Origin of the sequence: Reyranella sp. (assembly GCF_050185545.1) — a bacterium.
In the GTDB taxonomy this organism is placed as follows: Bacteria; Pseudomonadota; Alphaproteobacteria; order Reyranellales; family Reyranellaceae; genus Reyranella.
In genome coordinates this window covers 1-24,271 of the sequence record NZ_JBFWZI010000115.1, presented here as the reverse complement: position 1 = coordinate 24,271, position 24,271 = coordinate 1, and the positions used below count along the sequence as shown (strand labels likewise).

General features: G+C 67.3%; 25 protein-coding genes and 2 tRNA genes. 10 read left to right on the top strand and 17 right to left on the bottom strand.

What is annotated here, in order from left to right; genetic code table 11:
* Nucleotides 1-100 precede the first annotated feature (100 nt).
* Nucleotides 101-176 (top strand) — tRNA-Phe (locus AB7O82_RS25085).
* 483 nt (nt 177-659) lie between these two features.
* Here AB7O82_RS25085 and AB7O82_RS25080 read toward each other — a convergent pair.
* Both AB7O82_RS25080 and AB7O82_RS25075 read right to left on the bottom strand, forming a co-directional pair.
* Nucleotides 660-1,784 carry an LVIVD repeat-containing protein gene (locus AB7O82_RS25080; protein WP_428554213.1) on the bottom strand — a complete coding sequence of 375 codons (1,125 nt, stop codon included), beginning with the start codon at nt 1,782-1,784 and terminating at the stop codon, nt 660-662.
* A gap of 104 nt (nt 1,785-1,888) precedes the next feature.
* Nucleotides 1,889-2,596 (bottom strand): maleate cis-trans isomerase family protein, encoded by a 708-nt coding sequence (locus AB7O82_RS25075; protein ID WP_428554215.1) that lies wholly within the window; start codon nt 2,594-2,596, stop codon nt 1,889-1,891.
* Nucleotides 2,597-2,902: 306 nt separating this feature from the next.
* On the opposite strand from AB7O82_RS25075, the gene AB7O82_RS25070 reads away from it, so the two are divergent.
* Entirely contained in the window at nt 2,903-3,136 is a 234-nt protein-coding gene (locus tag AB7O82_RS25070) for a DUF6894 family protein (RefSeq protein WP_428554218.1), read from the top strand.
* Between the two features lie 256 nt (nt 3,137-3,392).
* On the opposite strand, the gene AB7O82_RS25065 is transcribed toward AB7O82_RS25070, so the two are convergent.
* The 6 genes from AB7O82_RS25065 to infA all read right to left on the bottom strand — a co-directional run bounded on the left by AB7O82_RS25065 (nt 3,393) and on the right by infA (nt 7,269).
* Nucleotides 3,393-4,043: a phosphoribosyltransferase gene (locus AB7O82_RS25065; RefSeq protein ID WP_428554221.1), complete on the bottom strand. Its 651-nt coding sequence runs from the start codon at nt 4,041-4,043 to the stop codon at nt 3,393-3,395.
* Nucleotides 4,030-4,746 carry a dienelactone hydrolase family protein gene (locus AB7O82_RS25060; protein ID WP_428554224.1) on the bottom strand — a complete coding sequence of 239 codons (717 nt, stop codon included), beginning with the start codon at nt 4,744-4,746 and terminating at the stop codon, nt 4,030-4,032. The genes AB7O82_RS25065 and AB7O82_RS25060 overlap by 14 nt, the downstream gene beginning before the upstream one ends.
* A gap of 228 nt (nt 4,747-4,974) precedes the next feature.
* Complete coding sequence (locus AB7O82_RS25055; protein ID WP_428554227.1) at nt 4,975-5,211, bottom strand: DNA gyrase inhibitor YacG; 237 nt, start codon at nt 5,209-5,211, stop codon at nt 4,975-4,977.
* Nucleotides 5,204-6,388, bottom strand: coding sequence for a ribonuclease E/G (locus AB7O82_RS25050; RefSeq protein WP_428554230.1), 1,185 nt, complete (start codon nt 6,386-6,388; stop codon nt 5,204-5,206). The genes AB7O82_RS25055 and AB7O82_RS25050 overlap by 8 nt, the downstream gene beginning before the upstream one ends.
* Nucleotides 6,385-7,032 (bottom strand): Maf family protein, encoded by a 648-nt coding sequence (locus AB7O82_RS25045; protein ID WP_428620421.1) that lies wholly within the window; start codon nt 7,030-7,032, stop codon nt 6,385-6,387. Before AB7O82_RS25045 ends, AB7O82_RS25050 begins: the two co-directional genes overlap by 4 nt.
* A gap of 18 nt (nt 7,033-7,050) precedes the next feature.
* Entirely contained in the window at nt 7,051-7,269 is a 219-nt protein-coding gene (gene infA / locus AB7O82_RS25040; protein WP_199600557.1) for a translation initiation factor IF-1, read from the bottom strand.
* Nucleotides 7,270-7,687: 418 nt separating this feature from the next.
* Between infA and AB7O82_RS25035 the strand changes: the two genes are divergently transcribed.
* Both AB7O82_RS25035 and AB7O82_RS25030 read left to right on the top strand, forming a co-directional pair.
* Nucleotides 7,688-8,479: a hypothetical protein gene (locus AB7O82_RS25035; protein WP_428549153.1), complete on the top strand. Its 792-nt coding sequence runs from the start codon at nt 7,688-7,690 to the stop codon at nt 8,477-8,479.
* Nucleotides 8,480-8,487: 8 nt separating this feature from the next.
* Entirely contained in the window at nt 8,488-9,066 is a 579-nt protein-coding gene (locus AB7O82_RS25030; RefSeq protein WP_428549155.1) for a hypothetical protein, read from the top strand.
* Between the two features lie 253 nt (nt 9,067-9,319).
* Here AB7O82_RS25030 and AB7O82_RS25025 read toward each other — a convergent pair whose 3' ends face one another.
* The 7 genes from AB7O82_RS25025 to dcd all read right to left on the bottom strand — a co-directional run bounded on the left by AB7O82_RS25025 (nt 9,320) and on the right by dcd (nt 14,788).
* Entirely contained in the window at nt 9,320-9,763 is a 444-nt protein-coding gene (locus tag AB7O82_RS25025) for a low molecular weight phosphatase family protein (protein WP_428549157.1), read from the bottom strand.
* Between the two features lie 13 nt (nt 9,764-9,776).
* A complete protein-coding gene (locus AB7O82_RS25020) occupies nt 9,777-10,247 on the bottom strand; it encodes a UPF0262 family protein (protein ID WP_428549159.1) in 471 nt (156 codons plus the stop codon).
* A gap of 11 nt (nt 10,248-10,258) precedes the next feature.
* On the bottom strand, nt 10,259-11,677 hold the full coding sequence (gene hisD, locus AB7O82_RS25015) for a histidinol dehydrogenase (RefSeq protein WP_428549161.1): 1,419 nt from the start codon (nt 11,675-11,677) through the stop codon (nt 10,259-10,261).
* A complete protein-coding gene (gene hisG, locus AB7O82_RS25010; RefSeq protein ID WP_428549163.1) occupies nt 11,667-12,338 on the bottom strand; it encodes an ATP phosphoribosyltransferase in 672 nt (223 codons plus the stop codon). Before hisG ends, hisD begins: the two co-directional genes overlap by 11 nt.
* 151 nt (nt 12,339-12,489) lie before the next feature.
* Nucleotides 12,490-12,921, bottom strand: coding sequence for a DUF2948 family protein (locus AB7O82_RS25005; RefSeq protein WP_428549165.1), 432 nt, complete (start codon nt 12,919-12,921; stop codon nt 12,490-12,492).
* A 7-nt stretch (nt 12,922-12,928) separates the two neighbouring features.
* The gene (gene murA / locus AB7O82_RS25000; RefSeq protein WP_428549167.1) at nt 12,929-14,212 is read right to left on the bottom strand and encodes a UDP-N-acetylglucosamine 1-carboxyvinyltransferase; all 1,284 of its coding nucleotides are present in this window, start codon (nt 14,210-14,212) and stop codon (nt 12,929-12,931) included.
* A 21-nt stretch (nt 14,213-14,233) separates the two neighbouring features.
* A complete protein-coding gene (gene dcd, locus AB7O82_RS24995) occupies nt 14,234-14,788 on the bottom strand; it encodes a dCTP deaminase (protein ID WP_428549169.1) in 555 nt (184 codons plus the stop codon).
* A gap of 247 nt (nt 14,789-15,035) precedes the next feature.
* Here dcd and AB7O82_RS24990 point away from each other — a divergent pair, with 247 nt between their 5' ends.
* Together AB7O82_RS24990 and AB7O82_RS24985 are read left to right on the top strand one after the other, a co-directional pair.
* A complete protein-coding gene (locus tag AB7O82_RS24990; RefSeq protein ID WP_428549171.1) occupies nt 15,036-15,920 on the top strand; it encodes a haloalkane dehalogenase in 885 nt (294 codons plus the stop codon).
* Nucleotides 15,921-16,067: 147 nt separating this feature from the next.
* Nucleotides 16,068-18,557, top strand: a complete 2,490-nt coding sequence (locus AB7O82_RS24985) for a hypothetical protein (RefSeq protein WP_428549173.1) — start codon at nt 16,068-16,070, stop codon at nt 18,555-18,557.
* A 139-nt stretch (nt 18,558-18,696) separates the two neighbouring features.
* On the opposite strand, the gene AB7O82_RS24980 is transcribed toward AB7O82_RS24985, so the two are convergent.
* Together AB7O82_RS24980 and AB7O82_RS24975 are read right to left on the bottom strand one after the other, a co-directional pair.
* Nucleotides 18,697-20,514, bottom strand: a complete 1,818-nt coding sequence (locus AB7O82_RS24980; protein ID WP_428620419.1) for an acyclic terpene utilization AtuA family protein — start codon at nt 20,512-20,514, stop codon at nt 18,697-18,699.
* Complete coding sequence (locus AB7O82_RS24975) at nt 20,514-21,296, bottom strand: enoyl-CoA hydratase (RefSeq protein ID WP_428549176.1); 783 nt, start codon at nt 21,294-21,296, stop codon at nt 20,514-20,516. Before AB7O82_RS24975 ends, AB7O82_RS24980 begins: the two co-directional genes overlap by 1 nt.
* 83 nt (nt 21,297-21,379) lie before the next feature.
* On the opposite strand from AB7O82_RS24975, the gene AB7O82_RS24970 reads away from it, so the two are divergent.
* The 4 genes from AB7O82_RS24970 to AB7O82_RS24955 all read left to right on the top strand — a co-directional run bounded on the left by AB7O82_RS24970 (nt 21,380) and on the right by AB7O82_RS24955 (nt 24,269).
* Complete coding sequence (locus AB7O82_RS24970) at nt 21,380-22,318, top strand: PaaI family thioesterase (RefSeq protein ID WP_428549178.1); 939 nt, start codon at nt 21,380-21,382, stop codon at nt 22,316-22,318.
* 174 nt (nt 22,319-22,492) lie between these two features.
* Complete coding sequence (locus AB7O82_RS24965) at nt 22,493-23,308, top strand: SAM-dependent methyltransferase (RefSeq protein ID WP_428549180.1); 816 nt, start codon at nt 22,493-22,495, stop codon at nt 23,306-23,308.
* 134 nt (nt 23,309-23,442) lie between these two features.
* Nucleotides 23,443-24,150, top strand: a complete 708-nt coding sequence (locus AB7O82_RS24960) for a response regulator (protein WP_428549182.1) — start codon at nt 23,443-23,445, stop codon at nt 24,148-24,150.
* A gap of 43 nt (nt 24,151-24,193) precedes the next feature.
* A tRNA-Ile gene (locus tag AB7O82_RS24955) sits at nt 24,194-24,269 on the top strand.
* The last annotated feature ends 2 nt before the right edge of the window (nt 24,270-24,271 follow it).

The window sequence follows — 24,271 nt, the reverse complement described above, 5'->3', positions numbered from 1 at the left end:
TAACCCGGACAACTCGTGTGCTTACGACATGGGTCTGTCGTCCATCTGGACAAGGTAGGCCGATGCGTCCTATACAGCCCGCCGCCAACGGAAACGGCGCGCCCAGGTAGCTCAGTTGGTAGAGCATGCGACTGAAAATCGCAGTGTCGGTGGTTCAATTCCGCCCCTGGGCACCATCCTCCTGGAATCCACGCCCGCTTGAAACAAGCGCCTTTGCGTGACCATGGGCCACGACAGACCATGGCCCACGACAGGTCGTACGGACACGGGTCGTCGCTTTAGTTTGAGCCCGTTCCGCCCCCCATCGCGCGTCACCCACGACCTAAGGCCGGAAGACAAGCCCATGAGAACCAGAGCATTTCGACGGCATCAAGCCGATACGCACATGTGGCGCCGCCTGAAGGAGGATCGGAACCAACATTACCGTGACCTGACCTGCGCCTGCTATCGGCCGGTAAGGCGATAGCTCGGATCAAGAAGCAGCCGACGAAATGTAGCGGCTGGTGCTGCGGGAATCGGCGGCGGTACGATGGACGGACGCCGCAGGAACCGATTTCCCTGTGCCCTTGAACAGGCGGCTGCAAAAGCGGGCATCAGATGGCTGTCACTTGGCGAATACCCTGCGCATCGTCGCTTGACGCTTGCACGCGAAGCCAGAGTTACACGCGCTCGAGGATCGACAGGCCCCGGTTGCGATCGATCAGGTAGATCAAGCCGCGATGGTCGACGTAGACGTCGTTGCTGCAGACGCGCTGGGCCCCCGCCGGCACGTCCGGCATCCACCAGGCGGCCTGCTTCATCGACAGGGGATTGGCGATGTCGATGACCCTGAGCCCGTTGGCGAACCACGCGGCGGGAACCTCGTTACCGGTGATGGTTTCGACGGGTTGATGACACGCCGTCATCAAAGGCGTCTCGGTCCCGACCAGTTCCGGCAACTGGAAGCAGCCGACCGGTACCGGCCGGGTCTCCTCGGTTATGTTCACCATCCAGAGCGCCGCCGGCAGTTCCGGCGAGAGCTTGGGGTCCAGGGGCTGCACGTGCTCGTCCGCGACCAGCATCCAGCGATGGCCGGCTATCGGCACGTCGATCGGAACAAGGCTGTGCGTGGGCCAGCCGAACGGCGGACTCCAGTCGAGATGAGCGATCAGCTTCGGCTTCGTCATGTCGCTGATGTCGAGAATGACTCCGCCGCCGTACCAGTAGCTGACATACAGGCGATCGCCGCGCCGGATCGGATGGTGGCAGCGATGGTTCTTGGCCTTCCAGCTCGGTGTTTCGCCGCCGGCGGTCCACTGACCTTGCATCCACCAGCGGCCGACCTCCTCCGGCCTGGTCGGATCCTTGAGGTCGAGGATCATGACGATGGTGCCGGTATAGCCCTCCTGCTCCGTGGAGATGTAGGCGTAGCGGCCATCGAAGGTGAAACGGTGCACCCCCATCCCGTCGCACTGCCAATGGCAGATGTCGCGCGGACTACCCGGTCGGCTGACGTCGAAGATGCGCAGCCCGACGAAATCACCGGCAGGCTTCTCGCCCCGCGTGCGCTCCCGGTTGGTCACCATGACGTCGTTCGCCACCCGCACCTTGTGCGAATGCAGCCCCGGCGGAATGTCGATCGACGCGATGACCTTTGGATGCGCCGGATCGGCCACGTCCACGACCGACGTCCCGTGCGGTGGCTGCATGTGCCCGACATAGGCGGTGTTGCCGTCCACGACGACCTGCCCGCCGCCGGCGACATCGATCCACGCAACCTCGCGAATGCCGGAACCCTGACCCATGGTGCTTCCTCCTCAGACCGAAGTCATCCTGAGCGCAGCGCCTGTCCTGAGCGAAGCCGAAGGACAGGCATTTGTGCTCAGGATGACACCAAAAGGCGCAAGCGTCAGCCCGCGGGCGACTCTGCTAGCAGCCGCCCCCACCCGGGGAGAGGCGTGGCGACCTTCATCGTCTGCAGCACGGCCCACAGCGTCGCCTGATTGGTGGTGATTACCGGCTTGCCGAACTGGCGCTCCCAGGCGGCGATCCAGTCGAGAGTCGGGAAGTTGCCGCCCGGCACCACCAGCGCGTCAATATCCGGCCTGTCGATCCGGCGGAACGCCGCCTCGGCCATGCCGGCGTCCATCTTGCCGATGGCGTAGGCATTGGCGGCGCCCAGGCTTTCCGAGGCGACCACGGTGATACCGTACTTCGTCTCGTAGTAGCGCCGGGCCCGTCCGATGACCTCTTCCGAATACGGCGTGGCCATGGCGATCCTCGACGCCTTGAGGGCGCTCAGCGCCCGGCCGATCGCCTGGGCGGAGGTCAAGGACGGCACGCCCGACGCCTCTGTCATCCGCTTCACCGTCACCGCATCGTAGTCGTCGGAAAAGAGGCTCGCCGAGGTTTGCGCCAGCGCGATGACCTCGACCCGCGCGTCGCCGAGCAGCTTCGCCTGATAGGCCACGTCGGCATCCAGGCTCGGCGAGAACGGCGTGTTGGAGCCCTTGCCGAGCCGGCCCGTGTGCACCTGCAACTGCGGGCCCAGACGGCAGAACTCGATCTCGCACGTGGTGTTGGTGGAGGGGATCAGGATCCCGAAATGCCGCGGCATGACCTCGTTCCTCCCTTCGGGACATCGCCAGCTCGTGACTGGCTGGACCGGAAGAGTACACCGAACGACCACGCTCCAGCGCCATCGGCCGTCGGCCGGCGCGGTCGGGTCGACGCAGCCGAGGTGTTCCCGGCACCTCGGGCCGTCTCATTGTTTCGCCCGGTCCTCTATCCGGGTCGGCCCTCTGCGACGACCACAGGAGCCTGTCGTGACCCTCCGGACTTTCCCTAAGGGAAACATCCGAATTTTCCACAGACGGTCCCGCTGGTAACGGTGCTGCGCACTCGCTTCCTGAGGAGGCAAGACATGGCCCGGCTCTATTTCCATTGCTCCAGCGCCCGGGGAACATTGATCGATCCACGCGGTGTCGATCTGGGCGACCTGGCGGAGGCGTGCGATCACGCGACGCGCGTTGTCCGGTCGTTCATCGCCACTCCGAATCTGGAAGATTGGCGTAGCTGGGTTCTGCACGTCAGCGATGATCGGGGCGACGAGGTTTTCGCGATGCCCTTTGCGTCCGCGCTCGGCAAACCGCACTGAGGCGGGCAGCATGCTGGCCGAGCAGTTTTCATCGCGGCTTTTTCGCCGATGCGCACCGGTTGGTGCCGTCGTGACGCGGTGGCGCAAGGTGATCCGGCGGGTTCGCGATCACTATCGGCCCGAGCTCCACTACATGCGAGGCCCCGGTCCAAAATGGCGCGCAAAGCACCTGGGTGACGTCCAGGGCGCAATGGTGGACTGACGGCTGGCGTCGCGTGGCCGACGCCGAGGAGACAAGTCTTGAACCGCGAGCGCTTCACGCTGTTGCCGTGGCTGGATGTGGCGCGAGGAGACGCCGCACCTCGTCGTCACTCACCTGCCGGAAATCGTCGTAGTAGGGGCCGATCGCATAGAAATGCTCTTGGGGCTCCAGGCACACGACCTCGTCCACCTCCTTCCGGAGCGCGGCGATTGCCTCGACAGGCGCCACAGGAACGGCGAGCACCAGCTTGCTTGGCTTGCGGGCAGCGGCGGACCGCAGTGCCGCCCGCATGGTGGCACCGGTGGCCACGCCGTCATCGACCACGACGACCGCACGGCCTGCGACCTCGATGGGAGGCCGGCCACTCAGATAGCACTGGCGCCGGCGCTCGACCTCGGCTCGCTCGCGCTCACAGGCCGCCTTGAACTCGTCTTCGCTCACGCCAGCCAGCTCGATCACCTCCTCGTTGCGCACCACGATCGGCGATCCGCCATCGACGACTGCGCCCATGGCCAGCTCCAACCGAAACGGCACGCCGATCTTGCGCACCAGGATGAGGTCGAGCGGCGCATCGAGCTTGGCCGCGATCTCTGCGGCGACGGGGACGCCTCCACGCGGCAGCGCCAGCACCACCGGGTTTTGCTTCTTGTAAGCGACCAGGCGTGCGGCAAGCTGCTGCCCGGCGTCCTGCCTATTCCTGAACATGGCCTGTCCCCCTGTGCAACATGTGGGCCTCCAACCACCGGGAGGCGTGCTCGATGACTGCCTCCAGTGCTCCTGGTTCCGGGAATAGATGTGACGCGCCCGGAACGATGACCAGCGACTTCTCGGCCCCCAGCCGGGCGAGCGCCATCTCGTTCAACTCGACGACCCGCTCGTCCGCGCCGCCTACGATCATCAGCGAGGGCGTGCGCACACGCTCGAGCACATCGCCGGCGAGATCGGGACGCCCGCCGCGCGAGACCAAGGCGGCTATGCCCGGACCGAGTTCGGCAGCCGCGACCAGCGCAGCCGCGGCACCTGTGCTCGCCCCGAACAGGCCGACAGCGAGGCCGCGTGTGGAGGGCTCGCTTCGCAGCCAACGCACTGCGCCAACCAGTCGCCGCGCGAGCAGGGCAATGTCGAATACGTTGGCACGGTCTGCTTCCTCCTCCACGGTGAGCAGATCGAACAGAAGGCTGGCAAAACCGCGCCCAGCCAGTTGCTCCGCAACCGAGACGTTACGCGGGCTCAGCCGGCTGGAGCCACTCCCATGGGCGAAGACGATGACGCCACGCGGCTTTGCCGGAACGCGCAACGTCCCGGCCAAGCCAAGAGGAGGAATGCTGACCTCCCGAACCGCGAACTCGGCCATCAAAATAGTCTGACCCATGTCGGCGATGGCACATTGATTGAGGTCAAATGCCAAGCTCCGCACAGTCCACCGCTGAACTCCGCCATTTCCGGGATCGCGAGGTGGACTTCGCCGTCTGCTGTCATGCCGGGGCGCAGTGAGTGGACCTTTGTTGCCCGGCTTCCAAGGTCCCGCGCTGCGCTCGGGATGTCTGCGCTGGTGTGCGCACACGCGACTTGTGACGAGCCGACCTTGTTCGAGCCTTGGTGTGCGCCCCTCCTCCTTGGCGCCACCGGGCCGGCGTCAGCGCTCCCGTCCGGACGGAGTCCACCCGCCACCGCCGCCCGGCGTCTCCTCGTCGGACGGGCTCTCGTCGGTCTCGAATCGGTAGCCCTCCTTGAGCCAGCGGCCGAGGTCGATGTCGGCGCAGCGCTTGCTGCAGAACGGTCGGTATTTCGCGTCCGCCGGCTTGCCGCAGACCGGGCATCTGGCCTCGGTGCGGACGGCGCGCAGCGGCGGCGAGGCGGGTCGGTCAGCCATCGCTCCTCTCCAGCGCTTCGAGCTCGGCGGCGAGAGTCGCGCCGCGGCGTGCGCGGGTCAACTCGAAGTGGCCGAGCCGGGTGAAGCCGTAGAGCTGGGTCGGCACCGGGTCGTCGGCAAGGGCCTCGGCGAGCACGGCCTGCACCTTGTCGCGGTCGTAGGTGCTGCGCATGGTGACGAAATCGATCACCACCGTGCCGGCGATGTTGCGCAGGCGGAGCTGCTGGGCGATCGCCGGCGCCGCCTCGACGTTGACGTCGACGGCGCGGCGGGGCGCGCGACCCTGGCGACCGCCGGCCGAGGCGCTGTCGACGTCGACGGCGCACAAGGTCTCGCCCGGCTCGAACAGCACCTCGACGCCGCTCGCCAGGACGATGCGCGGCGCCAGCGCCGTGCCGATCTGGCCCGAGACGTCGTCGATGTCGAAGATCGGCATCGGCCCGTTGTGCCAGCGCACGCGGATTTTCTCGCCCAGCCGATCGAACTCGTCCTGCAGAGTGCGCGCGAGATGGCGCTCGTCGAGCACCACCTCCTCGAGCGACGCGCCATGATCGCGCAGCATGCGCGCCAGCGGGTCGCGCTCGCCCGGCACGCGCTCCGACAGATCGGCCGGGGGCTGGACCTCGAGGGCGAGGCGGCGGAAGGCTTCCCAGCGCTCGGCGAGTTGCGCCGCGTCCGTGGCCAGCAGCTCGGAACCGGCGCCGGCAGCGGCAGTGCGCAGCACCATGCCGCCCTCGAGGAGGCCCTCGACGTGGCCGCGCAGGCGCTCGCGCTCGGCCTCGCCCTCGATGCGGCGAGAGAAGCCGATCGCCGAGTCGAGCGGATGGTAGACGAGATAGCGGCCGTCGATGGCGACGTTCATCGACAGCCGCGGCCCCTTGTCGGCCTCGCCGTCGTGACGCACCTGAACCAGCACCGGCGCGCCTGGCGGCGGCCAGGTGTCTACGCCCGCACGATCCTCGGCCCGCAGGAAACCCGAGCGGCCGATGCCGATGTCGACGAAGGCGGCGCCAAGATCGGGCATCACCCGCTCCAGCCGGCCGAGGAAGATGCTGCCCACGCGCGTCGGCTTGTCACGGCGTGCGATCTGGAGCTCGACCAGCCGGCCCTCGGCGACCAGCGCCATCAGGAAGGCCTTGGGCATGATCTGGCAGATCAGGCGATCGATGCGGTTCATGGTGCGGCCGCCTCGCGGGGCGTGGCCGACTCGAGCGCAGCGGCCGCCTTCAGGAGCGCAACGGTTTCGAACAGCGGCAGGCCGACGACGTTGCTGTAGGAGCCCGAGACGAAGCTCACGAAGCGGGCGGCGCGGCCCTGAATGGCGTATCCGCCGGCCTTGCCGTGCCATTCGCCGCACTGGAGGTAATCCTCGATCTCCGCGCGATCGAGCCGCTTGAAGCGGACGGCGGTCTCCACCAGCCGCGTGCGCACCGCGCCATCCGCACCGCCGACGGCGACGCCGCCCAGCACGCGATGGCGCCGGCCCGACAGCAGCGCCAGGCAGGCGCGCGCCTGGCTCTCGCTCTCGGCCTTGGGCAGGATGCGCCGGCCGCACGCCACGACGCTGTCGGCGGCGAGCACGATGGCGCCGGGATGGCGGCACGCCACGGCGGCGAGCTTGGCCCTGGCCATGCGCAGCGCATAGTGACGCGGCAGCTCGCGCGGCTCGGGCGATTCATCGATGTCGGCGGGGTCGATCTCGGCCGGCTCGACACCGACCTGCCGCAGCAGGTCGAGCCGGCGCGGCGACGCCGAGGCCAGGACGAGCGGCCGGCCGAAGGGCGGCGAGCCGGATGGCGACGGGCCAAGGGACGGCCGGATCGTCGGCGCGCGCAACGCCTACTTGAAGCGGAAGGTGATGCGACCCTTGGTCAGGTCGTAGGGCGTCATCTCGACGGTGACGCGATCGCCTGCCAGGACGCGGATGCGGTTCTTGCGCATCTTGCCCGAAGTGTGGGCGAGGATCGTGTGGTCGTTGTCGAGCTTGACCCGGAACATGGCATTGGGCAGCAACTCGGACACGACGCCGGTGAACTCGATCAGATCTTCCTTGGCCATCCGGCCTCCGGGTTGGGTCTTGGGAAACGAAGCGGCCGGAAAATGGGCCGCAGGCGGGGTTTAGTCAACAGCGCCGCAACGCTGCCGCGGTGGAACGCCAGGGCATTCGCAAGTTCCATCTTCTCCGTTCCGAGCGGAGCCGCTCGAAGGGTAGCGCAGTCGAGGGACCTTTCCTGCGTATAGCACGCCAAGACAGGCACCTCGCCTGCGCCACCAATGGCGCTGTATACAGCGCCAAATCGGCTGGCTTCGCTCGGGATGACGGTGCATCGAGCCACATGCCCACGCCCTTGGTGGAACGCGTGTCGCCAGATCGAGCAGGCCCGCCACAGCGAACCATCGCGCCCTTCTCAGCGGCCCATGCCTCGCCTATAGAGGACGCGGCTGTGAACGCCCGGGGAAGGAAGGACCAGTCACCATGAAGGCACTTCGGACGTGCAGCTTGCTGGCTGCCCTGCTGGCACCAGCGCTTCTGGCGGCGCAGACGCCGCCGACGCCGGCCGCACCGCCTAACGCCATTACCCATCCGGCGGCCAAGACGATCGGCATTCCGCAGCAGCGGCAATATTCGACGGCGCTGATCGTGCTGAACGCGAAGGGCGCCAAGCTCGACGGCCAGAAGCTGGTGCTCGACGGCGTGCTGCCGACGGCGACACTGTTCACCAGCCGACCGGTGCGCACCGTCGGCCACATGGTGACGCCCGACATGGTCGAGATCTGGCGCACCGGCAGCTTCGCCAAGGACCCGCCCAACGCCACCGTCTCGGCCTTCTCCAAGGATGGCAGCAGCGTGACCGATGCGGTCGTGGTGCTGAATTCCGCCAAGCTCGAGGGCGATCGCCTGACTTTCGACGTGCGCGTGCTCGAGGGCAGCCTCGGCACGTCCGACGGCCCGGTCTCGGTATTCATCGACACGCTGTGGTGGGGCGTCGGCCCCAACGGCTTCACCTATTACGGCCAGAACCAGACCACCGGAGGCGAGACGCCGGCGATCGGCGATCCGCACGGCACCAGCACCTTCTCCGGCTGGTCGAATCCGGCGCCGACAACGCCCTACGTGCCGCCGCCGCGTTCGTACATCGGCGGCGCGCCGGCGCCGCCGCCGCCCGACATCGACCCGCGCTACCAGCGCTACTACAACCAGCCGGCCTACAATCAGCCGTACAACCAGCCGACCTGCGGCAAGCCTCCCCTCCTGCCCTGCTACTGAGGCCCACCATGACCCGGTTCACAGCTCTCGCTGCCGCGGCCCTGATCGGCTCGCTGGTGCTGCCATCGGCAGCCGCATTCGCCCAGGCGCCGGCGACCGCGCCGCAGGCCCAGACTGGGGTCCAGTCCGGACCCAAGACCATCGGCCGGCCGAAGGCGCCCGTGCTGGTGCCGTCGATGATCGTGCTCAATGCCCGCGGTGCCGTGCTCAAGAACGGGAAGCTGGTGCTCGACGGCATCTCGCCCAACGCCATCGTGTTCGCCGACCGGCCGGTGCGCTCGGCCGGTCATGCGCTGACGTCGCACGTGATCGAGGAGTGGAGCGACAGCGCGCCCGACAGCTTCGCGAAGATACCGCCCAACGCCACCGTGTCGGTGTTCAACAAGGCCAAGGCCGGCGTGGTCGATGCCGTGATGGTGCTGAAGTCGCCCAAGCTCGAGGGCGATCGCCTGACCTTCGATGTCGACGTGCTCGAAGGCGACCTCGCCGGCGGCGACGGCGCGGTCTCGGTGTTCATGGACATCATCAACCTGCCGCTGGCCCGCCGGACATCGCACCGCGGCGCCTGGTACGCGGGCGCGCACTGAGCCTTCGGACCGCGGGCGTCCCGCCCGCTCATGTTCGTTGGACAGCGGGCATCCCACCCACTCGTGGCGTGGCTCGGGCGCCCCTGCCGAACGTGCCCTCGTCAATATCATGAGCGGGCGGGACGCCCGCGGTCCGGAAGACCATGCCCCCTCCGCCTGCCTGCGCGAAGCCAAAGCGGCTTCGCTTCGGCGAAGGCAGGTCGGCGAAGACGCCGACTCCTCTCCAGCGGAGCTGGGGAGGAGTCTGATCACCTCACACCGTCGGCCCGGACGGCGCGCCGAAGCGAGCCTTGAGACGCATCAGGATCATGTCGCGCAGGCGGCGGTAGGCGTCGAGGCGCATGTCGCGGGTACCTTCGACGACGCTGGGGTCGGGGACCGGCCAGTACTCCACCTCGGCGGCAGTGCCGCGGGTGAACTCGAGGGCCTGGTGATGCGCCTCGGGCGAGAGCGTCACGATCACGTCGAACGAGCTCGGGTCGACATCGTCGAAGGTCTTGGCGTGGTGGTGGTGGACGTCGATGCCGATCTCGCCGAGCGCCTGCACCGCGAAGCCGTCGACCGCGCTGGCCCGCACGCCCGCCGAATCGATGTAGGACGACTGGCCGTAGAGCCGCCTGGCCAGCGCCGCGGCGATCGGCGAACGGACGGAATTCTCACTGCAGGCGAAGAGCAGGCTGGCGGGGAGTCCGTTCATCACCCGCAGCCGCTCACGCCTTGATGTGAAGGGCGCAGATCAGCGTGAACAGCCGGCGGGCGGTGCCGAGATCGAGCTCGATCTTGCCGGAGAGCCGCTCGATCAGCAGCTCGGAGCCTTCGTTGTGCAGGCCGCGCCGCCCCATGTCGAGCGCCTCGATCTGCGACGGCCCCAGCTTCTTGATGGCGGCGTAGTAGCTCTCGCAAATCAGGAAGTAGTCCTTCACGACCTTGCGGAACGGCGTCAGCGACAGGACGATGTCGCGCAGCTTCCTGTCGTCGGCGTCGCGCACGTCAAACACCAGGCGCTGCTCGAAAACGCCGATGCGCAGCCGGTAGGGACCGGGCGCGCCCACCAGGGCGAAGTCGTTCTCCTCGAGCAGGTCGAACATCGCCACGGCGCGCTCGTGCTCGACCTCGGGCGAACGGCGCGCCACCGACTCCTCGTCCAGCGCGACATCGACGATGCGTCGCTTGTTCGCCATGGGGCTCGGACTCACCGGTTGAGCCGGATGGCGACCGAGCGGCCGTGCGCGCCCAGCCCTTCGGCCTCGGCGAGCGCCAGCGCCGCCGGCGCCAGCGCCGCCAGCGCGTCGGGCGTGCACGAGACCAGCGATGTGCGCTTGACGAAGTCGGCGACGCCCAGCCCGCCGGAGAAGCGCGCGGCGCGCGACGTCGGCAGCACGTGGTTGGTGCCGGCGACGTAGTCGCCGATCGCTTCCGGCGTGTGACGGCCGAGGAAGATCGCGCCGGCGTGGCGGATGCGGCCGGCCAGCGCCTCGGCCGGCGCCATCTCCATCGCCAGCTCGACATGTTCGGCGGCGAGGCGGTCGACAATGGACGCCGAGGCCAGAAGATCGGGCACGACGATGATCGCGCCGTTGCCGCGCCAGCTCGCGCCAGCGATGTCGCTGCGGGCCAGCGCCGCGAGCTCGCTGTCGACGGCGCGCGCCACGGCATCGGCGAAGGCGCGGTCGTCGGTGATCAGCACCGATTGCGAGGAGGCGTCGTGCTCGGCCTGCGACAAGAGATCGGCGGCGATCCAGGCAGGATCGTTGGCGCCGTCGGCGACGACCAGGATCTCCGAGGGGCCGGCGATCAGGTCGATGCCGACACGGCCGAAGACGCGGCGCTTGGCGGCGGCGACATAGGCGTTGCCCGGGCCGGTGATCTTGTCGACTGGCAGGATCGACTGCGTGCCGTAGGCCAGTGCGGCCACGGCCTGCGCACCGCCGACGCGCCACACCTCGTCGGCGCCGGCGATCTCGGCCGCGAGCATGACCAGCGGATTGAGCACGCCGCCGGGTGTCGGCACGACCATGACGATGCGCGACACGCCTGCGACCTTGGCCGGCACGATGTTCATCAGGACGGAGGACGGGTATGCCGCGGTGCCGCCGGGCACGTAGACGCCGACCGAGTCGAGCGGCCGGTAGCGCGCGCCGAGGCGCGTGCCGGTAGCATCGGTGAACTCGACGTCGCGCGGCAGGGTCGCGCGATGGAACGCCTCGATGCGGCTGGCGGCGAAGTCGAGCGCCGCGCGCTGATCCGCCGGAACCTGCGCCGCGGCGAGGCGGCGCTCGGCGTCGCTGACGCGCAGGCCCGCGGTCGAAAGATCGACCTTGTCGAACTTCTGCGTGTACTCGATCAGCGCGGCATCGCCGCGCGCGCGCACGTCGGCGATGATGTCGGCGGCGATCCGGTCGACATTCTCGTCGGTGTCGCGGTTGCGCTCGAGGAAGGCCTGGAAGCGGGCCTCGAAATCGGGCGCCGCGACGTCGAGCCTGAGCGGGCCCGTCCCGGGCGGCCCGCTCTCGGGCGACCCACTCTCGGGCGGCCCACTCCTGGGCGGCCTGCTCCTGGACGGCCCGCTCCTGGACGGCCTGCTCCCGGGTGACCCACGCCTAGGCAGCACGCGCGGTCTCGCGGAAGCGGTCGATCCACTGGCCGACCCGCGTGGGCTGGGTCTTGAGCGCCGCGCGGTTGACGATGAAGCGCGAGGTGATGTCGGCGATGTGCTCGATCTCGACCAGGCCGTTCTCCGCCAGGGTACGCCCCGAATCGACCAGGTCGACGATGCGATGGCTGAGGCCGAGCGAGGGGGCGAGCTCCATCGCGCCGGAAAGCTTGACGCATTCCGCCTGGACGCCGCGGGCGGCGAAGTGGCGGCGCGTCACCTCGGGGTACTTGGTGGCGATGCGCACGTGGCTCCACCTCCGCGGATCGTCGCTGCCGGCCATCTCGGCGGGCTCGGCGACCGCGAGGCGGCAACGGCCGATGCCGAGATCGATCGGTGCGTAGATCTCGGGATAGTCGAACTCCATCAGCACGTCGGCGCCGGCGATGCCGAGATGGGCGGCGCCGAAGGCCACGAAGGTCGCGACGTCGAACGAGCGCACGCGGATGATGTCGAGGTCCGCATGGTTGGTGGAAAAGCGCAGCTGGCGCGCGTCGGGGTCGTTGAAGGCCGGCTCGGGCTCGATGCCGACATGGGCGAAGAGCGGCGCCGCTTCCTTGAGGATGCGCCCCTTGGGCACCGCCAGGATGAGTTTCTCGTTGGCTGCTTCGCTCGACACGGCCCGTCGCTCCAGTACTGAACGCCTGCCACCCGGCTGATGCCGGGACAAGATCGCATTCGGGCTCCTCTTTGGACCGCGGGCGTCTCGCCGGATCAAGCAATCTGAGCGGGCGAGACGCCCGCGGTCCAAAGAGGAGCCCGAGTGAGACCTAGTCGACGTCGACCGGATGGGCGGGCTTCCACGGGGTGGCCCAAGGCTCCCCGACATCCCCCAAATGACACGCGAGCCGGCCGATTTCCAGTCGGATGGCACGGCCTGCGGCGAACCGCAGCGTGACTGAATGGTCGTTTTCCTGGGTGATGGAGAGCAGATCGAGCACCCGGTCGGGCTCGTCGAGCGGCACGTCGTGGTGGCGAACCGCCTTCACCTCGTTGAAAACCAAGGCGGAATGGGTTCGCCAATGGGCCGCCTCGACGGTCGGGTCGGCCTCCCAGCAGAACCGGTTGAGCAGCAGGACGAAGCGCCGCTCGTCCTTGAAATGCACGCAGTCGCGCACCGCCACCAGGGAGTCCTGGACGGCGGCCGAGATCACGCCGAGGTCGTCGGCGTCAAGCGCCGTGAGCTTGAGCGGCGTCGGCACGCTGCCCTCAGCCTTTCAACCGCTCGATGTCGGCCCCGCAGGCACCGAGCTTCTCCTCGAGCCGCTCGTAGCCGCGATCGAGATGGTAGACGCGGTTCACCGTGGTGTGGCCCTCGGCGGCGAGGCCGGCGATGGCGAGCGACACGGAGGCGCGCAGGTCGGTCGCCATCACCTCGGCGCCGCGCAGCTTGGGGACGCCGCGCACCAGCGCCGACTCGTGATGGATGGTGACGTTGGCGCCCATGCGCGACAGCTCGGGCACGTGCATGAAGCGGCTCTCGAACACGGTTTCGGTGATCATCGCGGCGCCCTCGGCGCGCGTCATCAGCGCCATCATCTGCGCCTGCAGATCGGTCGGGAAGCCGGGATAGGGCTCGGTCATGACGTCGACGCCGCGCAGCGCGCCGTTGGTCCGCTGCACGCGCAAGCCCCTCGGCGTCGGCTCGAGGCTGACACCGGCCGCTCGCAGCGTTTGCGCCGCCGTCTCGATCAGGTCGAGGCGGCCACCCAGAAGCTCGACATCGCCCGCCGTCATGGCGACGGCCATGGCGTAGGTGCCGGTCTCGATGCGATCGGGAATGACGCTGTGCTCGGCGGCCTTGAGGGAAGAGACGCCCTCGATGGTGAGCGTCTCCGTGCCGATGCCGTCGACCGGCACGCCGAGCGCCACCAGGCAGTACGCGAGATCGGTGATCTCCGGCTCGCGCGCGGCGTTGTCGAGCACGGTGGTGCCCCTGGCCAGCGCCGCCGCCATCATCAGGTTCTCGGTGGCACCGACCGAGACCTTGGGAAAGGTGTAGCGCGCGCCGCGCAGGCCGCCTGGTGCCCGGGCGACCAGGTAGCCGCCGTCGATGTCGATCTCCGCGCCCATCGCCTTGAGGCCGGCGATGTGCAGGTCGACCGGCCGCGCGCCGATGGCGCAGCCGCCGGGCAGCGACACCCGCGCCTCGCGCTCGCGTGTCAGCAGGGCGCCCAGCACCAGCACCGAGGCGCGCATCTTGCGCACGATGTCGTAGGGCGCAGTGGTCGAGACGATGCGCGGCGCGTGCAGCGTCAGGGTCGTGCCGTGGGTGTGGCCGTTCTCGCCCGCCGCCGCGCTGACCTCGACGCCGTGCTGCTGCAGCAGCTGGAGCATGGTGCTGATGTCGGCGAGCCGCGGCACGTTGTGCAGCGTGAGCTTCTGATCGCTGAGCAGGGACGCCACCATCAACGGCAGCGAGGCGTTCTTCGATCCGGAAATGCGGATCTCGCCCTTGAGCTGCTTGCCGCCCTTGATCCGGATACGGTCCATGTGCGCTCGCTCTCCGCTCGCTCAGATCTTGGGCAGGGTGACGCCGCGCTGGCCCTGGTACTTGCCGGCCTTGTCGCGGTAGGAAACCTCGCACGGCTCGTTGCCCTGCAGGAACAGGAACTGGCAGGCGCCCTCGTTGGCGTAGATCCGGGCCGGCAGCGGCGTGGTGTTGGAGAACTCCAGGGTCACGTGGCCTTCCCATTCCGGCTCGAGCGGGGTGACGTTGACGATGATGCCGCAGCGCGCATAGGTCGATTTGCCGACGCAGATCACCAGCACGTCGCGCGGGATGCGGAAATACTCGATCGTACGAGCCAGCGCGAACGAGTTGGGCGGGATGATGCAGACGTCGGTGGTGCGGTCGACGAAGCTGTTCTCGGCGAAGTTCTTCGGGTCGACCACCGCCGAATCGACGTTGGTGAAGATCTTGAAGTCGGTGCCGACGCGCGCATCGTAGCCGTACGACGACAGGCCGTAGGAGATGATGCCCTCGCGCTTCTGGGCGTCGACGAACGGCTCGATCATGCCCTTCTCGCGCGCCATGCGGCGGATCCAGCGGTCGGAGAGGATGGTCATTGCGGGGCGCTTCTAACGGAGCGGGCGCAGGCGCTCAACCATCGGTCCGATCGCCATCCACAGGGTCACGGCGCGGCGCCTGATGCCCGGCCGCCTGGGAGCGCGCCTGGGCCTTGCGCCGCTTGAGGTTTTCGCGCAGAGCCGCAGCCAGCCGCTCGGCACGCCCATGGATCTGGGTTGAGGGTCGGGAAGCGTCCTTCTGCGGGACGGACCTGGAGGGAGCAACCATGGCCGCAAGGATACACCAATGATCGACGCCCTGCGCACGCCCGATGAACGATTTGCCGCCCTGCCCGGCTGGAACTACCCACCACATTTTCTCGCGCGGAGCGACGGGATGCGTCTGCACTATGTCGACGAAGGCCCGCGAGACGCCCGCCGGACCTGGCTCTGCCTGCACGGCCAGCCGACCTGGAGCTACCTCTATCGCCGCATGATCCCGGTGTTCGCCGCCGCCGGCGACCGCGTGGTCGCGCCGGACTTCTTGGGATTTGGCCGTTCCGACAAACCGACCGACGAGGCGGTCTACACCTTCGATTTCCATCGCGCGGCGATCACCGGGCTGATCGAGGCGCTCGATCTCGAAAACATCCGCCTGGTCGTTCAGGACTGGGGCGGCCTGATCGGACTGACCTTGCCGATGGCGATGCCCGAGCGCTTCGCCGGGCTGCTGGCAATGAACACCACGCTCGGCACCGGTGACGCGCCCCTGGGCGAGGGTTTTCTGGCCTGGCGCGCCTTCTCCAATCGCAACCCCGACATGGACATCGCCCGCCTGATGCAGCGCGCCTGTCCGCATCTCGCCGACGCGGAGGCGGCCGCCTACGCCGCCCCCTTCCCCGACGCGACCTTCAAGGCCGGCGTGCGCCGCTTCCCCAACCTCGTGCCCGACCATCCCGACGCGGGAGGCGCCGCCCTGTCGCGCGCCGCCCGCACCTTCTGGCGCGAGCGGTGGACCAGCAAGAGCCTGATGGCGATCGGCATGACCGATCCCGTGCTCGGCCCGCCAGTGATGCGGGCCCTGCACGCCGACATCCGCAACTGCCCGCCGCCGATCGAGATCGCCGACGCCGGGCATTTCGTGCAGGAATGGGGCGAACCGATCGCGCGACGGGCGGTCGAGGTGCTGTAGGAACCAGCGGCGGGGAATGCGCGACGTGTCTCCAACTGATTGGACAGTGTCTGTCAAATCGATCGAACGGTTATTGCGATGCCGCCGTGGCGCGCTCCGAGCAATCCACAGGCCGCCCTCCCGCCACCTGCTACGGTGAAGGGGACCATGTCCGAACTTTCGGCAGAGATTGTTCTGAGGCCAACCCGAATTGGCTTTCTTACACCCCCGACCGACTTGGCGGCGGTCCGTGCGATCATGCGAGCCTGCACCTGCGTATGGGGCGGCGTCTACAATCCAATCATTCCCGTATTCAAGCGTGCGCCGCCGGAGTGGCAACCGGAGATTTATCGGCGCTTCAAAGGCGCTGAGGTTGCAACGGGCTACGCGCGATTTTTCGAGCCCGATGTCTACGTGGAGACCAAGAAAGGATTGCTTGAAGATGCCGGCTTCGGCGCGCTCCGCCAGGAGCACACATTTCATGCCCAAGTCATTACGCTGAAGGAGTTTCTCGAGCCTGAACAGGGTCGCAACTGGTCTGAACCGGCATTTGGCCTGAGCATCCATGACGTCCTGGGCCACATCTACAAAACCGAGCAGCAATTCGTCCGACGAGACAGTTGGGCGAGCCTGCACGTCTCACCTGAACGAGGGAACGTTCTTTCCGAGGCAATGTTCGGCGTTTATCCCAACCTCGGATCCGTCAAGTACATCGAGCAGACTTATGGAAATGTTTACCGGCCCGACAGGGTGAAGCCCACACCGAACATCTGGCGACAGGTTTTCCTGAAAGGCGCTCAAACCCCGTTGCGTGTGACGCGTCACGGGCTCGATACGCAGCGGAACTGGCACCACGATCTCCTGGTCTTCGTTTTCGATCCCACGCGGGCGACCGATCTGATCGATCTGTGGAACCTTAGGCTTGAACCTCATCCAGTCTTGCCGGTCCCAGTTGAATGGTTCGAAGCGTTGAGCGACGACATACACAAAGTCCTCAAGGCCGAGCATCGGCCGATCGAAGGCAACCCGCACGGTTCGATGCACCAGGCGACAATCGAGTTCGGACGCTCGATCCGGAGGGAGAAGGCGGAAAGCCTTGTCCGTAGCCTCAAGCCCGGACTTCCCCCAGGTGCGCTCTCCATCAAGTACTGGCGAAACGCAATCTGGGTCGAGCATCGTGACGATCGTGTTCACCGCAACAATCGCCTCAAAGTGGTCGCCAGGGAGCGCCGGGCAGACCTTGTCCTAGAAGAGGATCGCGAGCCCCGCACGACTTTCGAGACCTTGGTGCCCGAATTTGCCCAGCCGTTCGGCAAAGGCAACCCTCGGTGGGTCAACGTTTTGAATATCTCTAACTACAGCAATCGCAGTATTGCGACGGTCCTACCGTTCAACACATTCGATCGCACGTGGCCACGTCTCGGGATGGGCGGCGACGCTGTTCCCGTCACTAGCGAGGGTTGGGTATTTCCGCAGCAGTACACCAATCTGGGACAGTATGTGTCTCTGTTGAACGCTAACGACGCGATTGTTGGCTCGCTCGAACAGCTTGGAATCAAGGCCGAACTGTCGGAGCCCGGTCATATCGCGCGCCAAATACTTGAACATCTTGGAGGGCTTCGGGGTGTCAGTATGCTCGCGCACATCGAGACCCTGAATCTTCTCAACAAGATGGCGGGCGGGCTGCGGCGGAAGAGAAATGACGCCGACACAGTCGAGGAAAACTTTGAGCTCCGGACCGCCCGACTTAAGGATTGGACTGACCTCATCGCGGCACGAAAGACACAGCGCTTATTCTCCCACCACAATCTCGAAGCCTTTACCAAGAGCAGCGTCATCCGGCTCGGCCTGGAGACCGACTGTCCTCATTGCAACGCCAAGAACTGGAGCACGCTGACAGTTATCGACTATCGTGTCACTTGCGAGCGGTGCCTCAAGGTCTATGACTTTCCACAGGCCGCGCTGCGGAAACACAACCGAAATTTCACCTACCGTGTCATTGGTCCCTTCTCTGTGCCGGACTACGGCCGCGGGTCCTATAGTGCCCTGCTGGCGCTTCGCGTGCTCCAACGATTCAGATCTTCCACCTCTGAAATGACCTTCTCGACCGCCATGAAGCTGTCGTTTGACGGCATGCAACGAGAGGTCGACTTCGTCGCATGGCGAGGTGACAACCACCTGAGCCTAAAGAACCGACGTGCCCCGCAACTCATCATCGGCGAGGCCAAATCGCTCGGGCAGGGCGAACTGATCACTGCGCACGATCTTGCCATGCTGAAGTCGGTAGCCGGGAAGCTCCCAGAGTCTGCGGTCGTTATCTCGGTTTTGCGTGACCATTTCACGCCTGACGAGAAGCAGCTTCTTGAAAAGTTCGTGAATTGGGGCCGCCGCGTCAATGTCCACGGCGAGCCCTCGAACCCGGTGCTGCTGCTTACTGCTCATGAACTGACGATGGATTTCGACCTATCAAACACGTGGAAGAGCTTGGGCGGCGCACACGCCCGCTTCACCAGTCATAATCACACGCGCACCTTGCTGGATACGGCCGACGCGACCCAGCAAATCTACTTGGGCCTGCCATCGTTTCATCAAGTTCGCGAGAAGTACTGGGATAGGCGGCTTGCGCGGCGGAAGGCTGCAGAGAAACGTAGGAGTTAAGCTCTACGTCTTCGTCGAAACACCGTTTGCCAGAAGTACCAGTTCACGAGGCGCCGAGGACCGCCCGGCTTGGTTATACTCGCCTAAACGGAAGGACGCATGGCTGCTTCGTCGTGGCCGCGCTCCTGCGTTCCGCCAGCTACGCCGCGAGCTCCTTCGCCAGCGCCGCCGGCACGCGCACCGGCATGTCGAGCAGCATCTGCGCGAAGGCCTTGGCCAGGGGATCGGCCTTGATCGAGGCCATGCCGCCGCCGCCCAGCGCCTGGCGCAGCAGGAAGTTGAAGCCGTGGATGCCGGGCAGCCGCCAGCGCGAGACCCTGCCCTCGATGCGATGGGCGAAGTAGCGCGCCACCGCCTCCTCGGTGACCTCGGCGTCGAGGATCGGTTCGTACTCGGGCCGGCGGGCGAAGATGCCGATGTTGGCGTTGTCGCCCTTGTCGCCCGAGCGGCCGTAGGCCAGCGCGATCAGCGGCACGGTGGCGGACGCAACCGTCACCGCGCTCGTCGCCGGCGACAGCAAGGGCGGCGCTTCGATCGGCAGCTGATCCATCGTGAAGCCGCCGCTCTTCGCCGCCGGCTCGAGCGCGATCGTGCGGCCGTCGAGCTCGATCGTGACCGGCACCAGGGTCTTGGGCACCAGGCAGGAGAACATGCGGATCACCGGCGAGGGCGAGACGCGGCCAGCGCCGAAGCTGCCGGTCATGCCGACCACGCCGCCGGTCGACATCGGCGCAATCTCGCGACCGAGCAGTGCCAGCGCCTCCTTCTGGTCGTGGCGCGCCGCGATCTTGACCACGACCTCGCGCGAGTCCTGCGTGCGGGCGTGCGGCCCGTAGGTCGCCTCGCCTCCGATGATCTCGATCGAGACGTCGCGGTAGTCGCCCAGGTTCTTCTCGCGGAACAGGCGGCGCGTCTTCTTGATGATGGCGTCGGCGCTCGCCTGGCCCTTGGCCACCGCCTCGCGGCCGCCCAGCATGAAGATGGTGCTGAGCTTGTAGCCGTCGGGCCAGGTGGTCGAGACCTTGTAGCTATCGGTCGGCGGCCGTCCCTTGGCACCGGACACACGCACGCGGTCCTTGCCGACCTGCTGGTAGGTCGCGCCGGTAAAGTCGCACACCACGTCGGGCACGATATAGGCCCGCGGATCGCCGATCTCGTAGAGCATCTGCTCGGCGACGGTGGCGGGGGTGATCAGCCCGCCGGTGCCGTCGGGCTTGCCGAGCACGAAGCTGCCGTCGCGCTCGACCTCGGCAACGGGGAAACCGATGTTGTCGTAGTCGGGCACCAGGCGCCAGTCGGTGAAGTTGCCGCCATTGCACTGCGCGCCGCATTCGATGATGTGGCCGCACAGGGTGCCGGCGGCCAGCCGGTCGTGATCGTCCATCGTCCAGCCGAAGGCATGAATCAGCGCGCCCAGGGTCACCGCCGAATCGACGCAGCGGCCGGTGATCACCACGTCGGCGCCTTCGGCGAGCGCGCGGGCGATCGGGAAGCCACCGAGATAGGCGTTCATGCTGGCGATGCGCGCCGGCAGCGCGTCGCCGGTATCCATCTCGCGGATGTCGCGGCCGCGCAGCTCTTCTGCGCGCGGCGCCAGGTCGTCTCCCATCACGACGGCGACCTTGAGCCTGACGCCGGCCGCCTCGCAGGCTTTCAGCACGGCATCGCGGCAGGCCTGAGGGTTCACGCCGCCGGCATTGGTGATCACCTTGATCTTGCGGTCGGCGATCTCGCGGGCGAGCGGGCCCATCACTACGCTTACGAAATCGGTGGCGTAGCCGGCCTGCGGGTTGCGCTGCTTCTGGGCCGCCATGATCGACATGGTGACCTCGGCGAGATAGTCGCTCACCAGGTAGTCGACGTCGCCGTGGCGCACGAGCTGCGCCGCCGCCGTCTCGGTGTCGCCCCAGAAGCCGGAGTGGCAGCCGACGCGAACGGTGCTCTTCGGCGCGGCCATCATGCCCTCTTGCGCCGGATGAAGTCGCCCATGCGCGAGAGGTGCTCGCCGTCGCTCACCGACTGGGCGAAGGCGTCGATGCCGGCCTGCACCGCCTCGTCGAGCGACAGGCGCTCCCAGCGCCGCATCAGGCGCTTCTGCGCGCGCACCGACTTGGGCGTCGCCTCGACGATCGCTTCGACGCAGCGCTCGACCGCCTCGCCGAGCTGGCCGGCGGCCACGACCTCCTCGACCAGGCCCCAGGCCTCGGCTTTGGCGGCGCCGATGGTCTCGGCGGTGAGCAGCAGGCGCGAGGTCCGGCCCCAGCCGATCAGGCGCGGAAGCAGCGCAGCCTCGACCACCGACGGCACGCCGACCTTGACCTCGGGCATGCCGAAATGCGCCGAGCTGGCGGCAATGCGCAGGTCGCACGCCGCGGCGACCTCGAGGCCGGCGCCCAGCGTGTAGCCCTCGAGGCGGCAGATCACCGGCACCGGGCAGTCGCGCACCGCCTGGCAGAGCTTGTGCACCATGGTGATGAAGGCGCGGCCGTCCTCCGCGCTTTGCATGCCCGCCATGTGGTTGATGTCGGCGCCGCCGATGAAGGCGCGGCCGCCGGCGCCCGCGAACACGACGACGCGCAGGTCGGGCTCGCGCGACAGCGACTGGAAGGCCTCGGTGAGATCGAGCAGGGCCGGCGGGTTGAGCACGTTCAGGCGCCGCGCATAGTCGTAGGTGAGGTAGGCGACGACGCCCGCCGGACGGCGGTCCCACGCGATGTCGATCTTGTGCGCAGCCGCCATTGGTTTCGCTCCGTGGGCCTTTGTGATGCGGGAAATTTCTTCTATTAGAGCCGGCTCGCGACGCTTCACAAGAGCCAACCCGGATGCCCGATTCCCTGCCCATCGATCTCGGCCGCTACTCGACGTTCGTGCCGCCCGATCCGTTCGAAGATCACGTCGGGCCGTTCTATTTCCGGATCTCGGGCGACGCGAGCCGCGCGGGCAGCGTGCATTGCGTGCTGCCGACGCTGCCGCGCCACGGCAACTACGTGGGCGGCGTGCATGGCGGGGCGATCCTGACCTTCGCCGACTACGCGCTCTGCCTGGTCGCCGGCCGCGCCGCCGACGGCGGCACGAATACGAGCTTCGCCATGACAGTGAGCATCGCGGTCGAGTTCCTCGACGCCGGCCGCATCGGCCCGCCGCTCGAGGCAACCGGTGAGCCATTGCAGGTGACGGGCCGTCTCGCCTTCGCTCGCGGCAGCCTCTCCCAGGAAGGCCGCACCATCGCGCTGTGGTCGGGCGTGGTGCGGCACGTCGCGCGCGCCAAGGCGATGGCGCGCAAGGATGCGGCCGCAGCGCCGGCCTCGCCACGGCGCGAGGCCGCGCCGGGCTCAACACGGCGCGATGCCGCGCCGGTCGTAATCGTGCCGGCCGACTTCGAGCCGCTGACGACGGCGAGCGTCTACTCGCGCCATATCGGCCCCTCCTACGCGCGCAAGGAGACCGACGGCGCATCGCTGATCCAGCCCACCCTGCCGCACATGTGCAACTCGGGCGGCGTGCTGCATGGCGGCTACATGATGAGCTTCGCCGATTCGGCGGTGACGCGCGCCGCCGGCCTGACGACGGGCCTGGCACCGACCACCGTGGCCTTCGCCGCCGAGTTTCTTTCCGCCGGCGACCTGTCGGCGCCGGTCGCGACGCGGGTCGAGGTGCCGCGCCACGGCAAGTCGCTGGCCTTCCTGCGCGGTGTGCTCGAGCAGAATGGCCGGAAGCTCCTGTCCTACTCGGCGACCATCAAGCTGCGCGTCCGGCGATGAGGCTTCCGCGGGAGCACATTCTTCGCCGAGAGTGCTCATCGCTGGGAGCGCGCCACTCCGATGGCGCTCATGCGATGTGCAATCGACAAGAAGAGCGCCATCGGAGGGGCGCCCTCCCAGCGTGCGACGCGTTCTTTAGGCCAGGTTGGCGCCGATGACTGGACCGCTCCGCCCATGCCCCTTTCCGACGACCTGCGCTCGCGTCTCGTAAAGCCATCCTTTCCGCGCGCCTCGACCTATGACGCCGCCTGGGTGCTCGATTCGTGGATGGGCTCCAACCCGCTGTGGCTCGCCGAGTGGCTGGGCGAAGTCGTGCCGTTCGAACGCGACATGCGCCTCCTCGACCTCGGCTGCGGCAAGGCCGCGAGTTCGATCTTCCTTGCCCGGGAATTCGGCGCCACCGTGTGGGCCGCCGACCTGTGGGTGAAGCCGGCCGAGAACTTCCAGCGCATCGAGGCCGCGGGCCTCGCCGACCGCGTGCTGCCGATCCATGCCGAAGCCCACAGCCTGCCTTTTGCCGAGGGCTTCTTCGACGCCATCGTCAGCCTCGACGCCTACCACTATTTCGGCACCGACGACCTTTACCTGGGCTACCTGGCCCGGTTTCTGCGGGCGAAGGGGCGACTTGGCATCGTCGTGCCCGGCCTGGTCGAGGAGTTTGGGGACCAGCCGCCACCCTGGCTGCAGCCCTACTGCGAGCCGGACTTTCACAGCTTCCACAGCCCGGCCTGGTGGCGCCGCCACTGGACGCGATCGGGCGCGGTCGACGTCGAGGTCGCCGACAACCGCCGGACGGCTGGCGTCTGTGGGCCGAGTGGAACGAGGTCTGTGGCGAGGTCGGGGCAGGCCTGGAAAATGGAAAGGCAGCAGTCCGTGAAGCCAACATGCTGCGGGCAGACGCCGGGCGGACGCTCGGCTTCAGCCGGGCGGTGGCCCGCCGCCGCACATAGACATCGTAAAGATTTTGACTGGATGCCGGCAACTCAATAGCTTGTGGTGCCGCCTTCGGCTGCCGCTAAAGGCACGCTCCAACTTCGCCTCATGAATGAAAAAGACCCTGTAATAGACTGAAAAATAGTGCTAAATTTTGTCTCATTGTAGACACATTCATTTTGGATCCGGATATGCAGCAGCCTTCAGTACTGCTGGTCGAAGACGATGCCCACCAGCGCCGGGCGGCCGAGACCTTTCTCCTCGACCACGATCTCAGCGTCATTGCCGTCGAGAACGGCGCCCAGATGCGGCGCCAGGTGTCGCGGGCCATGCCCGACCTGGTGCTGCTGGAAGTCGAGCTTCCGGGACAGGAGGACGGCTTTGCCCTGACCCGCTGGCTGCGCGAGAGCAACACCAAGGTGGGCATCATCATGCTGACGGCGTCGAACGACCCCGGCAGCACGGTGCGCGGCCTCGACAGCGGCGCCGACGATTACGTCGCCAAGCCCTACGAGCCGCGCGAGCTCATCGCACGCTGCAAGAGCGTGCTGCGCCGCTCGGCCAACAAGTCGATGCCGCCCCGCCTCGAAAGAATCCGCATGGGCCGGCACGTGCTCGACCTGCCGGGGTGCCGCCTCATCGACCCCGACGGCGGCGACGTCGCCCTGACGTCGGCCGAGTTCGACATGCTGAAGCTGTTCGCCGAGAACCCCAACCGAGCATTGTCGCGCGACTGGCTGCTCGAGACGACCAGCCATCGCAACCGCGATCCGTTCGATCGCGCCATCGACCTGCGGGTCACCCGGCTCCGGCGCAAGATCGAGCCGATGCCCGACAAGCCGACGGTCATTCGCACGGTGCGCGGCATCGGCTATATGTTCGTCCCGCCCGCCGAATAGGCTACAAGAGCGACCTCTCCGGAGCGACGCGCGGGTCGGTCGGGGGCCCGTAGTTCAGTGGTTAGAACGAGCCGCTCATAACGGTTATGTCGCAGGTTCGAATCCTGCCGGGCCTACCACC

Bases quoted from the DNA above. Each gene is read 5' to 3' on its own strand.
- AB7O82_RS25080 (WP_428554213.1), bottom strand. From the start codon at position 1,784: ATGGGTCAGGGTTCCGGCATTCGCGAGGTTGCGTGGATCGATGTCGCC.
- AB7O82_RS25075 (WP_428554215.1), bottom strand. From the start codon at position 2,596: ATGCCGCGGCATTTCGGGATCCTGATCCCCTCCACCAACACCACGTGC.
- AB7O82_RS25070 (WP_428554218.1), top strand. From the start codon at position 2,903: ATGGCCCGGCTCTATTTCCATTGCTCCAGCGCCCGGGGAACATTGATC.
- AB7O82_RS25065 (WP_428554221.1), bottom strand. From the start codon at position 4,043: ATGTTCAGGAATAGGCAGGACGCCGGGCAGCAGCTTGCCGCACGCCTG.
- AB7O82_RS25055 (WP_428554227.1), bottom strand. From the start codon at position 5,211: ATGGCTGACCGACCCGCCTCGCCGCCGCTGCGCGCCGTCCGCACCGAG.
- AB7O82_RS25050 (WP_428554230.1), bottom strand. From the start codon at position 6,388: ATGAACCGCATCGATCGCCTGATCTGCCAGATCATGCCCAAGGCCTTC.
- infA (WP_199600557.1), bottom strand. From the start codon at position 7,269: ATGGCCAAGGAAGATCTGATCGAGTTCACCGGCGTCGTGTCCGAGTTG.
- AB7O82_RS25035 (WP_428549153.1), top strand. From the start codon at position 7,688: ATGAAGGCACTTCGGACGTGCAGCTTGCTGGCTGCCCTGCTGGCACCA.
- AB7O82_RS25030 (WP_428549155.1), top strand. From the start codon at position 8,488: ATGACCCGGTTCACAGCTCTCGCTGCCGCGGCCCTGATCGGCTCGCTG.
- AB7O82_RS25025 (WP_428549157.1), bottom strand. From the start codon at position 9,763: ATGAACGGACTCCCCGCCAGCCTGCTCTTCGCCTGCAGTGAGAATTCC.
- AB7O82_RS25020 (WP_428549159.1), bottom strand. From the start codon at position 10,247: ATGGCGAACAAGCGACGCATCGTCGATGTCGCGCTGGACGAGGAGTCG.
- murA (WP_428549167.1), bottom strand. From the start codon at position 14,212: ATGGACCGTATCCGGATCAAGGGCGGCAAGCAGCTCAAGGGCGAGATC.
- dcd (WP_428549169.1), bottom strand. From the start codon at position 14,788: ATGACCATCCTCTCCGACCGCTGGATCCGCCGCATGGCGCGCGAGAAG.
- AB7O82_RS24990 (WP_428549171.1), top strand. From the start codon at position 15,036: ATGATCGACGCCCTGCGCACGCCCGATGAACGATTTGCCGCCCTGCCC.
- AB7O82_RS24985 (WP_428549173.1), top strand. From the start codon at position 16,068: ATGTCCGAACTTTCGGCAGAGATTGTTCTGAGGCCAACCCGAATTGGC.
- AB7O82_RS24980 (WP_428620419.1), bottom strand. From the start codon at position 20,514: ATGGCCGCGCCGAAGAGCACCGTTCGCGTCGGCTGCCACTCCGGCTTC.
- AB7O82_RS24975 (WP_428549176.1), bottom strand. From the start codon at position 21,296: ATGGCGGCTGCGCACAAGATCGACATCGCGTGGGACCGCCGTCCGGCG.
- AB7O82_RS24970 (WP_428549178.1), top strand. From the start codon at position 21,380: ATGCCCGATTCCCTGCCCATCGATCTCGGCCGCTACTCGACGTTCGTG.
- AB7O82_RS24965 (WP_428549180.1), top strand. From the start codon at position 22,493: ATGCCCCTTTCCGACGACCTGCGCTCGCGTCTCGTAAAGCCATCCTTT.
- AB7O82_RS24960 (WP_428549182.1), top strand. From the start codon at position 23,443: ATGCAGCAGCCTTCAGTACTGCTGGTCGAAGACGATGCCCACCAGCGC.